Origin of the sequence: Methylobacterium sp. C1 (assembly GCF_001854385.1) — a bacterium.
In the GTDB taxonomy this organism is placed as follows: domain Bacteria; phylum Pseudomonadota; class Alphaproteobacteria; order Rhizobiales; family Beijerinckiaceae; genus Methylobacterium; species Methylobacterium radiotolerans.
On the sequence record NZ_CP017640.1, the window covers coordinates 524792 to 536610 of the forward strand.

General features: G+C 64.5%; 11 protein-coding genes. 4 read left to right on the top strand and 7 right to left on the bottom strand.

What is annotated here, in order from left to right; all coding sequences use genetic code 11:
• Positions 1-50: 50 nt before the first annotated feature.
• The 3 genes from BKE41_RS02320 to BKE41_RS02325 all read left to right on the top strand — a co-directional run bounded on the left by BKE41_RS02320 (position 51) and on the right by BKE41_RS02325 (position 2393).
• Positions 51-713: a hypothetical protein gene (locus tag BKE41_RS02320; RefSeq protein ID WP_159392706.1), complete on the top strand. Its 663-nt coding sequence runs from the start codon at positions 51-53 to the stop codon at positions 711-713.
• Positions 714-812: 99 nt separating this feature from the next.
• The gene (locus BKE41_RS31005) at positions 813-1049 is read left to right on the top strand and encodes a hypothetical protein (protein ID WP_133250852.1); all 237 of its coding nucleotides are present in this window, start codon (positions 813-815) and stop codon (positions 1047-1049) included.
• Between the two features lie 501 nt (positions 1050-1550).
• On the top strand, positions 1551-2393 hold the full coding sequence (locus BKE41_RS02325) for an AMP-binding protein (protein ID WP_051475906.1): 843 nt from the start codon (positions 1551-1553) through the stop codon (positions 2391-2393).
• 1072 nt (positions 2394-3465) lie between these two features.
• Here the strand turns inward: BKE41_RS02325 and BKE41_RS02335 are convergent.
• From BKE41_RS02335 to BKE41_RS31015, 4 genes are all read right to left on the bottom strand, one after another.
• Positions 3466-3660 carry a hypothetical protein gene (locus BKE41_RS02335; protein WP_133250851.1) on the bottom strand — a complete coding sequence of 65 codons (195 nt, stop codon included), beginning with the start codon at positions 3658-3660 and terminating at the stop codon, positions 3466-3468.
• 581 nt (positions 3661-4241) lie between these two features.
• On the bottom strand, positions 4242-4529 hold the full coding sequence (locus BKE41_RS31010) for a hypothetical protein (RefSeq protein WP_159392707.1): 288 nt from the start codon (positions 4527-4529) through the stop codon (positions 4242-4244).
• Between the two features lie 197 nt (positions 4530-4726).
• A complete protein-coding gene (locus BKE41_RS02350) occupies positions 4727-5626 on the bottom strand; it encodes a hypothetical protein (protein ID WP_012317399.1) in 900 nt (299 codons plus the stop codon).
• A gap of 21 nt (positions 5627-5647) precedes the next feature.
• Positions 5648-5923 (bottom strand): hypothetical protein, encoded by a 276-nt coding sequence (locus BKE41_RS31015; RefSeq protein ID WP_133250850.1) that lies wholly within the window; start codon positions 5921-5923, stop codon positions 5648-5650.
• A 1159-nt stretch (positions 5924-7082) separates the two neighbouring features.
• Here BKE41_RS31015 and BKE41_RS02355 point away from each other — a divergent pair.
• Positions 7083-7301, top strand: a complete 219-nt coding sequence (locus BKE41_RS02355; RefSeq protein WP_070998443.1) for a hypothetical protein — start codon at positions 7083-7085, stop codon at positions 7299-7301.
• 354 nt (positions 7302-7655) lie between these two features.
• Here the strand turns inward: BKE41_RS02355 and BKE41_RS02360 are convergent, their stop codons facing one another.
• From BKE41_RS02360 to BKE41_RS02370, 3 genes are all read right to left on the bottom strand, one after another.
• A complete protein-coding gene (locus BKE41_RS02360; RefSeq protein ID WP_070998445.1) occupies positions 7656-9116 on the bottom strand; it encodes a PAS domain-containing methyl-accepting chemotaxis protein in 1461 nt (486 codons plus the stop codon).
• Positions 9117-9556: 440 nt separating this feature from the next.
• Positions 9557-9877 carry a hypothetical protein gene (locus BKE41_RS02365; protein ID WP_070998447.1) on the bottom strand — a complete coding sequence of 107 codons (321 nt, stop codon included), beginning with the start codon at positions 9875-9877 and terminating at the stop codon, positions 9557-9559.
• Between the two features lie 138 nt (positions 9878-10015).
• Positions 10016-11713: a methyl-accepting chemotaxis protein gene (locus BKE41_RS02370; protein WP_070998449.1), complete on the bottom strand. Its 1698-nt coding sequence runs from the start codon at positions 11711-11713 to the stop codon at positions 10016-10018.
• Positions 11714-11819 lie beyond the last annotated feature (106 nt).

Below are 11819 nucleotides of genomic sequence, written 5' to 3' on the forward strand. Positions count from 1 at the left end.
CCATATTCCCGGCATCGCGTCACGTTCCGCAAGATGGACGCTCGATCGAGATGTCTCCGCGCGAGTTCTGGAATCTAATGGGTAGGGCAGGGCACATCGGGCACGATAGCGTCGGTGTCGTCGGACTCGCGGAGGGCACCTCCCGACGCGAGCTCATCGAGTACGTCGGCCGGAACACCGGTGCGCTGGCCTCACGCTCGGTCTCTCTGATCGACGATCTCGAGGCCCGCGGACGTCTAAACGAACTTCAATCCATCATCTATGCGCCCCAATGGGTCGATTTTCGGTGTTACGTCGCGCATCTTTGGGCCGAGAAGAACCTCGACGCGGTGCTCGCCAAGTCCGAGCAGCTTCTCAGGCAGACCTACGGCTACGCGACGTTGCGCAACGATCCGAGTGCGAGATCCAAGGCAGACATGTTGCTTGACGCAACGCAGAGCTACGCCCGCAACCTTGCCAAGAATTCCGGCTTTGCCGACCTCGCAGACTTGACCGGGTTCTCTCCCGAAGGCGTTCGGGAAGCGCTCAAAGGCCTTCAGAATCTGGAGAAGAAGCTCACGCCGAGCGACTGGGCACCGGAAGGCCTGTTCGGAAAGAGCGGCAAAATGGCTGATCTCTCCGGAGTCATGTTGCAGATTCTTCAACTCAAGGAGGAGCTGGAGAAATACAGCGGCGAATGTTTAGAAAATGCGCTATTATCTATTGTCAATTAAGATTTAATCAAGAGCAACGCTCTTGAAGAGATGTCCAAAAAATAATTTTTGAAGGGAATAAATGTATCAGATACTGATGCCCTGGCTGAACCCTTCAGGGTGCTCTATCGAGCGATCGTCAACAATGGTACGTGGGGTATTTCAGCGCTCAGCCGCATGACCGGAGTGAACTTCGACGCGCTGACCGAGCGGGGTCGACGCCGTCTCGATGCGCTTCCTGCGATGATCTATCATGGAGTTCGTACGGAGGCGGCCGTGCTGATTGCGGATGAACTCTGCACCACGAAGCGCAGCGGAAAAACTCGCCGAGCTGTATCGATCGACCGTAAAGGATGACGATGCTCAGTACCCGGTGGGAAAGGCACGACAGTGCTTGAACGCCATGGGTGCCGTGGACTGGAACGCGAGCCGACCCGCCGATGCCGTTCTGACCGGCGAAGGCTATCGCAACCTTTGGCGGGTGCTCTCCGGTGAAGGTGGCTGATGTATCTCGGCGATGAGCTCGACCGGGCTGCCGGAGCCGGGAGAGGTGACGACTGACAGCGCCTGAGCCGGTATCGAGCTCAGGCCGGACATCCCGAAACAGATCGATACGCCCGCGATTGTGCGCTTCATGCCCCACTCCGTCGTGACGTCTTGGAACTGAAGCAGCGAACCGCTTGGCTTAGCAAGTCTTCATAAGCCATCGAGCCGCACGATGTTTGCGAAAACTTTTCCGAAACGGCGCAAAGCTATACATTTCGAACCGACATATGATCGCCGGTGGTGAGATCGGTTGTCCGGTTTCTATCGCGGGCCGGCCGTCGGTCGCTTCGTGTCCGGACAGCGGGCCGCGTCGTGACGAGCGGCACCGTGCCGTCAGGGTACCCGGCGACCACCTCGGTCTACGTCGCCGAGTCGATCAAGCGGCTGAGCCGGAACATCTCCGCTCCGGCCCTTCGATACGACGGTGCGACCGTTACCGCTGGCGAACTGCTCGCGTCCGTGCATCGCTACGCCCGCGCCCTGTTCGGCATCGGGATCCGGCGAAGCTCGCTCCTAGCCCTCCTGGCCCCGAACTGTCCGGCGGCCCTCGCCGTGCGCTACGCCGCGAACTTGATCGCAGCCGCGACGACCTTCCTGTCTGTCACGGCATCGTCGGCCGCGCAGGCGGAACTCCTGGGATTGACGGCGCCGGACCTCCTCGTTGTCTTCCCCGAGACCGCGAAGCTCGTCCCGGTTGATGGTGGCATCGGGGTGGCCTCGGCCGGAGGCGGCGTCGCCGGCTCCGGCCGAGGCCACTCGATGCGCTGGCCGAGGGCCCAAGCCACCGAGTGGTTCGCCTGCGCGGCCAGGCCGGACGACCTCGGCGTCGTGATCTCCTCCGGCGGCAGCACGGGCGTACTCAAGGGGAGTTGGCGCACATTCGCCGCCTACGCCGCCATTGTCGACGTCCTGAGTTCCGCGGAAAGGCGTCAACTCGTCAACGGACGCCTCGCGTACCTGTCCCAAGTGTTGGTCGACATGACCTTGCTCGGCGGGGGAACGGTCGTGCTGCGGGACGGCTTCGATCCGGCCGACACCCTCGGCATCATTCAGCGTGAGCGCATCACGGACCTCTTCCTGGTCGAGCCGCAATTGTTGAGCTCATGGACCACCCGGACGTCGCGCGGCGGGATCTCTCGTCGCTGCGCTGCCTGACGCATGTCGGGGCGTCCGCGCCGCCCACGCTGCGCCGCCAAGCCCGCGCGCGCCTCGGCCCGGTCGTCGCCCACACCTACGGGGCCAGCGAGATGGGCTTGATCAGCGTCCTGCCGCCCTCTGGGCACGACATCTCCGACGCCGAGAGCTTCGGCTCCGCCGGGCCCATCCTTCCCGGCGTCGAGGTCAGGTTCCGGCGGGGCGAGGGTGGCCTCGCGGCTCCCGAAGAGGGGGGCTCGGTCGAGGTGCGTTCGCCCGCGATGGCCAGCGGCTACCTCAACCGGCCCGATCTGGACGCGGCGGCCTTCCACGATGGCTGGTACCGCTCCGGAGACCTAAGACGGCTCGATGCGGCCGGCCGCCTGCATACTCTCGGTCGAGCTGTGGACGCCCTCTCGGTCGATGGACGCACGCTTACGCCGACGATGGTCGAGGACACCCTCTGTGGCGTCACCTCCGTTCGGTACGCCGTGGTCGTCACGAACTGTGGACCGCGACCTGGACCGCGGTTGTGGAGGCGTGGCCGGAGGACGCCCTGGATGTCCTCGCCTGCCAGCGAGCGGTCGATGCCGTCCATGGTCCCGGCATGGCGTCGCGAGTTCGGTTCCTCCCAGTGCCGCGGGTCCCGCGCACGGAGCAGGGCAAGCCAGACCGGGAGGCAGTTCGCGCCATCGCGCGGGTTGGCGAGGACTGCACTTGACGAGCCTGCGCCCACGGAAATGAAACGCGTCCGCGCGCCGCTGTTGGCCGCGGCGGCATCCGCCTAAGCCGCGCGGTACCCGGTCTCAGTCGAATCACCTTCTCCCATCCTGTAGATACAGCTACCGGGACGTCCGCTTCGGAGATGGCTACGAAGCGTGCTGAAAGGTCGGGATGGGCGCCAAGCCGAACGTCCGGTTCTGCGCGCCATAACGATTCTGTACGACGGATTCTGGCCGGAAGCAGAACGGGCGCTTCGGAGACGACCGACAGGAAAAGCGGAAGGCCTCGGACCGACCCAACCCAGCCGCCCGATTGGCCAGGGGCGCATCTACAAAGCGGTCGCTGGCCATCTGTTCGATACAAGCCCGGCCTAGCGCTTACGATCCGAGCCATCAGGTACCGTCACCTGCAACTCGGTAAACACCCTTCGTGGGATGACCACGCCGACGATCTGGCCATCTGCCGCGATGAAGCGGGCAGCTACGGTGTCACCCCCGTCGATGAGCTCGATATCGATCAGTTCGCGGACAGCCACAGCCGTCGCAACGGGCTTTTCATCAGGCATGGCTGGCTTCCCCATGCCGAACAGATATCATGTACAGCAAGTACCATACCTCACGAAGTCGTGAGATGTGAGGCGATGATGACCTCCTTGAGGCAACGGGTGGTCTCTGCCGCGAACAGCTTCGGTAGGAGCATGTCGGACTTTTGGATCGAAGAACTGCTGCGAAAGAACCCTGACATCGTGACGGCCGACGCGGAGGTCACCGCTCTGTTGCGTCGTCTTCGCGTCTTGCACCAAGAGGGGCAGGACAAATCTCAGACCGCAGGGTTGTTAGTGACGAAGCTGAAGCGGCTTTTCCGACTGAGGGATCAACGAGATTGCAATATTCAGCGTGTCGGCGAAAGAGATTAATGTCCTTCTCAGTGTCGGTTCTAGGCATTATCCTCCAAAATGAACCAGGTGGATCGATCCTGAGCCACCATCTAGATTTCGACCTCAGGTCATTCGGCGTTAGCCTGTTAGGCACCGTCGAAAGCGGACTGATGGACTATCTGCGATACTGCGCGATCTAACCGCTACGGCGGCATGGCATCGACCACCGCTTCCGCAATGGCTGCAGCCGGTCGGCGCAGTGATGAGACTCAGGGCCGCGCCTTGCCCGGCAGCGCGGCCACTACGGCGTTGGGGGAAGCGCTGCAGCCGGCAGGCACGATGACCTTCATGGCAAGCTTGTCCCGCTCGCTGGCCGCAACGAGGCCGACGAGACCCATCGCGCGACGCAGGACGTGTAGCGCACTCAGCTTCATCGCGCCATTCGGATCGTGCAGAATCCAGCCCTGATATACGTAGAAGACTCGGTCGCCCTGGTCGGGCGGTGCCACTAGAAGCGTGTCCCGGCCGTGTGAAATAGGCTCTACGAACTCGATCATGACGGGACCGGCGCAAGCGCCTACCGGAACCGCACGGCGCGGGCCCTCCGCCCGCGGCAGGAAATGGTCTGCATTCGCAGCTACGATAGTGGTGGGTTCCAGAGCCGGCTCGAGCAGACAGCAGGCGTAGAGGCGCCCACACACCGAAATGACGAGGAGCAGGCAAAGGACGGCCAACGCCGCGCGATCGGCCGGCCTCAGGCCTTTGGCGGGGCCGAGCACGGCTCGCTTCCGACGGCACGCTCGACGACAACAACGATCGGCAGCACCGAGGCCGTGGCAGCCGCGAGGGCGACGATGACCGAGCCAATGCCATCGTGCCAGAACGAGTAGGCCTCCTGCGAGGGCAGCATGGCCAGGATCCGAGCAACGTTGATCGCCACGACGAGTGCGGCGCTCGCCGCCAGGGCTGCGGCCGCCCCACGGGTGGCCCGCCGGCCGGCGATCCTGAGCACGCACAGCCAGATGAGAGCCGCCAGCGACAGGTTGTGAAACGCTGAGCAGCCCTCCAGCATGACGATTGACCAGCCCGGGCGGCCGCTCAGGTAGAGGCCACTGGCATACAGGCCTGGGATGGCCGAGCGCCCGACCCAGGCCATGAAGGCTACCTCGGCGGGGGCGATAAGGGGATAGAACAGCTTAAAGGCGAGCTTGCTCCACAGCTCGCACAGGGAAAGGGCGAGCCAGACCTGCCCGACCTCGACCAATAAGCGATCGTGGGCGCGCCGGGCGATCAGCCAAAGGGCAACAATCGTCATGCCGGCATAGACCGCGTGGGCCTCGGGCAGGAGCCAGGGCAGGGCGCAGACGCAGAGGAAAGCGAGGTCGATCGGCTGCAGCGCGGACCGCGTCTTGCGCGAGGAGAGCACGAGCGCGACGACAGCGACGGTGGCGAACATCTCGCCGAGATCGAGCTCGATCAGGCGCTGCGTGCCCGGATCGTGCTCGAGCAGCAGGCGCTGCAGCGCCGCCGAGAGGGCCGTGCCGCAGGCGAACACCAGCATTGCCCAGCTGGCGGCCGGCATGGCGAAGAGTGAGGCCAGCTCCCGGCCGGTCACCGCTACGAACCCCGACTGAGACGAAGTCTGCGCCTTCATGGGTGGGCCTGCAGGTCAAGCTTACGACTTGGCCTTGCCTGCTCGTCTGCGGCGCAGGAACGCGAGGGTGCCGCCGGCGAGGGCGAGGCCCAGCATGGCGTTGACCTCGGGTGAGGGTGCGCCTCCGGAGCGACCGCCGCCATCTCCGCCGCCGAGACCGTTGGAATGACCCGGAATGGTGCCATTTCCGCTGTTGCCGCCGCCTGCGCTGTTACCGGGAGCCGCCGAAACAGCAGTGATCGACCCGAGAGTGATCGCTGAAAACAGCACAGCGTGCCCGATCGACCGAATCATCATCTCTGTATTCCTACCTATCGATGCTGCAATTTCCGTTTATCAGCATCGTTGCCTTAACCCGTCAAGCATAAATTTTGTCCGATGGACAAAATGAGTATTTGTAAACAAATCTGATGCATAAACGTGTGACGGCGAAAGGTTATGAACTTGCGCCGTCTGGATGCCGGGCGTCTCTGGCGGTGGCTTTAAGGAACTGAGTGCATTTCAGACTGCCTGCCCGGCACGGGGTCCGGCGGAGCGACTGCGCCCTGCGCCGGCTCGATGCGCTCACCTCCGGGAACAGGGGCGCAGAGCCGCGCGCGAGTGCGCGGCCTATAGCGTGGCGGGACGCCTCCCGAAGAATGGCGCATAATCGAGAACAGCGGCGGTGTAGCGGGGGCCTGCCGGGCGCCCGTGGGTCACGCTCCGTCCTAGGTCGGGCTAACGACGTCTGCCTTCGTGCATTGTCGCCTGGAAGCGGACCGGCGGAAGTCCACCCACCTCGGCCATTCAGAGAACCATGCCGGCGGGGCTGGACTTGGCCGAAAGCTGCCGGTCGGCTTCGGAGTGGTGCTGCCGGAAGAGCGGACGGCCTCCAATCGTCCCAATGCAGTGGTTCAAGCGCGGCCATGTGGTTTACCTGAGCGGATGCAGGTTTCGCTACCACTTTGGCAGGGATGCGCCCATCCCAGGCAATCAGCAAGCTCCTCCTGCATCCCCAAAATTGAGCAAAATCGCCCCGATTGGCGCCTGCCTTTCGATCCTCTCAGTCCTTTCGAATGCTCTAGGTTTAAAGATTATTTCACGGACCATCATCGACAAATAGTTCATACTGGCCCTGTCGGCGCCTGTTGGCAGGCAATCGGTCCCGGTCGAAACTGGTACCATCGCTCAGCTTTTAAGAAGAAGGTCTTCCCTGCGCCGTTTGCAGGCGATGGGTCAATTTCATTCGGTTGCGCCGCCACTGAGTGCGCTGGCTGAGGCAATCACAGACGCTATCCAACTCCTCCAGATCCAACCTCACAGGTGGGAGCGATCCGGCCGGCATCCGGGGATCCCGCCGTAGCGCACACGTGGGGCGAACCTCTCTGCTTCCCGTGGTTCAGAGCCATCTTGTCGCGATCATGAACTCAGAGAGCGCAGTCTTGCCTGCCTCGGTAATGGTCCACTCAACAATGGGATGACCGCGCAGATGATGCAGGCGCGGACCTCCGATCCGCTGGATGAGCCCCAGACGTTCCAGGAGAAGATTCCTCGTATCGTCGGCCGCCATCTCGCGATTGCGTACACCGATCAGAGCGAGGCGTTCGCCTTGCGTCCTCTTCAAGAGATCGCTCACCGCTTGGCCTGTTCGCCTGCGTCGGTGGCACAGATTGAGATCACAAGGGCCCGCCAGTGATCGCCTTACCTCTTGCTGCGCACTAATTCGCAATACAGGCTCGTCAGAGCGAATGATCATTCCCTCGCAGTCGGTTATGATGTTTGCGGTCGTGATGCAATCAATCATCATGAGGCGCTCAACTCTCTTTACAGAGCAGCACTGTGACCCGCAATTTCAGCGCCTCGCTCAAAGATTATTTGTCTCGCCAATAGTGAGGCGACTGCCACATCCTGTAATGCGCGATCACAGTCTTGCGCGTCGCAAAGCAGGCCCACCTCGGCGCCTCCCAGAAGGATCGACGGAGCAGCGCTCGCTTCAGCTCCCCTCGGAGAGCCTAAATCAGATAGCTGGAAGGGCCTCCTTATGCTTTCATCAACTCGCCTTGAGGTACTTCTCCATGCTGGCACCGAGGCCGGCGGAATGCGCCTCGAGCTTGTCGGAGATCCGCCGGACCATCTCTGCGAGCTGTCCCGTCTCTCCGGCCGCGGCCGAGACACCGGTGATGTTGGACGACATCTCCTGGGTCGAGGCGGCCTGCTCCTCGACGGCGCTCGCCATGGCCAGCGTGAGTTTCGAGAGCTCGGCCACCTCGTCGGTGATCAAGCGGATCGCCGTCACGGCCTCGCCGGTCGCCTTCTGGATGGCGTGGACCTTGTGCGTGATCTCGCCGGTCGCTCTCGCCGTCTGGCCGGCAAGCTCCTTGACCTCCGTGGCCACTACCGCGAAGCCACGACCGGCCGCACCCGCGCGCGCCGCCTCGATCGTGGCGTTGAGTGCGAGAAGATTGGTCTGGTCGGCGATAGACTTGATCATTCCGACCACCGCGTCGACCTCGCCGGCATTGGCGGCGAGGTTGCGAACCGTCACGTCCGTCGCCGTCGCCTGGTTGGCGATCTGCTGGGTACGCTCGGAGACCCGCCCGACTTGACCCGAGATCTCGTGGATCGAGCTGGTCATCTCCTCGGATCCGGCCGCCACGGAGTTCGCGCGCTCGCTCGCCGCGTCCGCCGAGCGGTTCAGGCCCTCCGCCGACTCCTTCATCTCGCCGATCGCGGTCCCGAGCGCCTCGACGAGGCCGGCGACGTCCGCGGCCATGGCGAGTTGTGCGGTGATGACCGACCATGTCAACATCGGCCCGACATAGGCTCCGTCCGCGTCGGTGATGGCGGAGACCTGCAGATCGAGGGTCTCGGGTCCGACCTTGATCTTGGTGCGGTGGGGCAGTCGGCGCGCGTCGGCGAGCATGTTCCGCTGGTGATGCGGGTTCTTGTGAAACACGTCGAAGGACTTGCCCATCATCTCGGAGACCTTGATCGGCAGATGCCGCTCGATGGCTTCCAGAGTCTTGCGCGAGGTGTTGTTGATGTAATTGATCTTGAAATCGTTCTTCGGATCCGCGGTCATGACGGCGACCGGCATCTCGTCGATCATGCGCAGCAGCCGGTTGGTCTCGCTCTTCTTGGCCGTGATGTCGCTGGCGAACTTGATGACCTTGAACGGCTTGCCGTCGGAGCCCAGGATCGGGTTGTAGGTGGCTTCGAGCCAGACCCTCGCGCCGGACCGCGCGCGGCGGGGGAACTCACCGGACATGAATTCGCCGGCCCGCAGCTTCGACCAGAATTCATCATACTCCGGACCGTTGGCCGTCTCCTCGCTAACCAGGATCCGGTGGTGCTTACCCTGCAGGGAAGCGAGATCGTAGTCCACGACGGCCAGGAAATTCGGGTTGGCGCGCAGGATGGTGCCATCCATGCCGAACTCGATGATGGCCAACGAGCGCGTCAGCGCGTCGATGGTGGCTTGGTTCTCATCAAAGGCGGGCTTACGGAACATGGCGCAACTCTCATTGGACGCCGTATCGTGACACCGAGACTATAAGTTGGTCTTAGTCGCATCTCGGAATCCGGCTCGGACCGTGCGCCACCACGTTCCATTTCAAAAGGATTTTTTGAGCCCAGTACAGATCATGGTCGGGCTATGACCCATTCCGTGTCAGATCGATCCCTGCCTTCAAGTCTCCGCGACTGTCGACAGGCGAACGGCGGTCACGAAATGATCGGAGCCGGTTCGAGCGCGCGTCGAGAGCCGCTGCGCACGGTGCCGCGACGGGCGACGGTCCGATCCGCGCGTGACGTCGAGCGCGGTCTCTCTGGTCGCTCACCGCGCGCCTTCGATCGCGCGGACACGTCGGTCCGGTGTGCGGAGCTCGGACAGCCTGGGTCAGGACCGTGATGCGGATCGGCTGGCCCGCATTCCCGAGGCTGGCCCGAAGGCTAGCGCGAAGCCTGCGCCAAATCCTCTTCGTCCGCGAGCCGAAGGAATTCCTCGAGTTTCGCGACGTTGCGTTCCGCCAAGGCGAGGACTTTCCAGGCCGCGACGAGAACCTCCGGCTCGGCGGACAGCCTCTCGTCCGGGGCTTGCAGGACCCGCCGGAGGCCGCCAGCCAGTGCCCGCATCGACGCCGCGGCCTGACGGATCTGCGCGATCCGCGGACCGATGTCCTCGCCGGAATCGAGGCGCCGGCGGAGGTCTAGAAGCATCGCGCGGGCGTTCTCGGCGCCCGGGATGGTGCCGAGGGGAATGATGTCGGCCATGGCGATCAAGCCAGCCCGACCCGGTACGGGCCGCAAGGCCGGTGCCCCGACGGGGCATCTCCCCGGCAACCCAGCCGAAGCGTGGGATTGACCCCGAGGCCCGAGACGCTGGCTGTGCTGCACGCCATCGGGATCGCCTCAGGCCGCGCGCACGGTGGTGAGGAAGCGCGTCATCTCCGCTGCGAGCTGCTCGGCGTGTCGCGACAGCTCGCCGGACGACGCCAGCACCTGGGTCGCCGCCGCGCCGGTAGCCTCCGACGCTGAGGCGACTCCGGCGATGTTGCCGGTCACCTCCGCGGTGCCCGTCGCCGCCTGGGCGACGTTGCGCACGATCTCCTGGGTCGCCGCGCCCTGCTGCTCCACGGCGGCGGCAATGCTGGCCGCCACCGTGTTGATCTCGCGGATGCGCCCCGTGATCGCGCCGATGGCCGAGACCGCCTCGCCCGTCACGCCCTGGATGCGGCCGATATGGCCGCCGATCTCGTCCGTCGCCCGGGCCGTCTGCGACGCGAGTTCCTTGACCTCGGCTGCGACGACCGCGAAGCCCTTGCCGGCCTCGCCGGCCCGCGCCGCCTCGATGGTCGCGTTCAGCGCCAGGAGGTTGGTTTGGCCGGCGATGGCCGAGATCATCGCGACGACGTCACCGATCCTCGCGACGGCCGTCGTGAGGTCCTCGACGAGCCGGGCCGTCCGGTCGGCCTCGCCGACAGCGGCCTGGGCGAGGGATGCCGATCCCTGTACCTGACGGCCGATCTCCTGAACCGAGCTCCCGAGCTCCTCGGAGGCCGCCGCCACGGTACCGACGTTCGACGCTGCCTGATCGGCCGCCGCCGCCACGGCCGTGGACTGCGTGGCCGTCTCGGTCGCGGTCGCCGTCATCGTCGCGGCCGTGGCCTGCAACTCCGTCGCGGAGGCCGAGACCATCCCGACGATGCCGCCGACCGTCCGCTCGAAGCCGTTCGCGAGGTCCATCATGATGCGCCGTCGCTCGGCGCCTAGCGCCGCGTCGGCGGCGCGCTTCGTCTCCGCGTCCTCGACGGCCTTCCGCGCGACCATGGCGCGGATGTCGGCGACGGCCTTGCCGACCTGGCCGATCTCGTCGCGACGGGCAGCCTCCGCGATGTCGGCGTCGAGATCGCCCTTGGCCATGCGCTGCAGAACGGCGACCAACCGGGTCAGGGGCCGCGTCAGCCCGAAATGGACGATGGCGAACGCGATGGCCAGGGCCGCGAGCAGCCCGGCGACCGCGGCCGTGACGAGGACCGTCGTCGCCCGCTCCGCGCTCGCCTGGGCCTCCGCCTTCGCCTGGGCGAGCTCGGCCGCGAGATTGTCGATGCGCGGCTGGACGAGATCGCGGACCTTGTTGCGGGCCGCGAGACCCTCGGAAAGCACGATTTTCCGCGCGGTCTCGGCGTCCCTGTCGAGGGCCGCCGCGTTCGCGCGCCCGACGACGTGGAAATAGACCTCGACGGCCTCGCGCAGCTTCTGATTGACGGCCCGCCGCTCGGGCGAGTTCGACAGCGCGATCAGCCTGTCGACCGCCACGTAGGCCTGTTTCACGGCCTCGTCGTAGCGCGATCGGTACATGGCCTGCTCGGGAGGCCGGTCCTCGATGAGGATGTTCCGATTCTGAACCGTCGCCTCGAGGACGTTCGTGCGAACAGTCAGGATATTCTCAAGTCGCGCGGACTGGACATCGACGATGTGCTGCGTTTTCTCGTTCAACTCATCAAAGACGCCGTGCGCGCGATACACGAGCCCGCCGGCGACGGCGGCGACCAGCAGCAGCGGGATCGTCACCTTGGTAACAATCTTGAGGTCGGAAAGGCGCGACATGTACTGTTGCTCCGCTACTTCTGAATTTTGAAGTCGCCGCATTTAAAGACGCGTTGCCCGGCAAGCGCGCGCCGGGGGCGTCCTCAGCGCGACGAGAGAGGTTTTC

Coding starts and splice junctions, on each gene's coding strand:
- BKE41_RS31010 (WP_159392707.1), bottom strand. CDS start 4,529: ATGATCGAGTTCGTAGAGCCTATTTCACACGGCCGGGACACGCTTCTA.
- BKE41_RS02365 (WP_070998447.1), bottom strand. CDS start 9,877: ATGGCCGACATCATTCCCCTCGGCACCATCCCGGGCGCCGAGAACGCC.
- BKE41_RS02350 (WP_012317399.1), bottom strand. CDS start 5,626: ATGAAGGCGCAGACTTCGTCTCAGTCGGGGTTCGTAGCGGTGACCGGC.
- BKE41_RS02370 (WP_070998449.1), bottom strand. CDS start 11,713: ATGTCGCGCCTTTCCGACCTCAAGATTGTTACCAAGGTGACGATCCCG.
- BKE41_RS02320 (WP_159392706.1), top strand. CDS start 51: ATGTCTCCGCGCGAGTTCTGGAATCTAATGGGTAGGGCAGGGCACATC.
- BKE41_RS02355 (WP_070998443.1), top strand. CDS start 7,083: ATGACCGCGCAGATGATGCAGGCGCGGACCTCCGATCCGCTGGATGAG.
- BKE41_RS02360 (WP_070998445.1), bottom strand. CDS start 9,116: ATGTTCCGTAAGCCCGCCTTTGATGAGAACCAAGCCACCATCGACGCG.
- BKE41_RS31015 (WP_133250850.1), bottom strand. CDS start 5,923: ATGATGATTCGGTCGATCGGGCACGCTGTGCTGTTTTCAGCGATCACT.
- BKE41_RS02335 (WP_133250851.1), bottom strand. CDS start 3,660: ATGCCTGATGAAAAGCCCGTTGCGACGGCTGTGGCTGTCCGCGAACTG.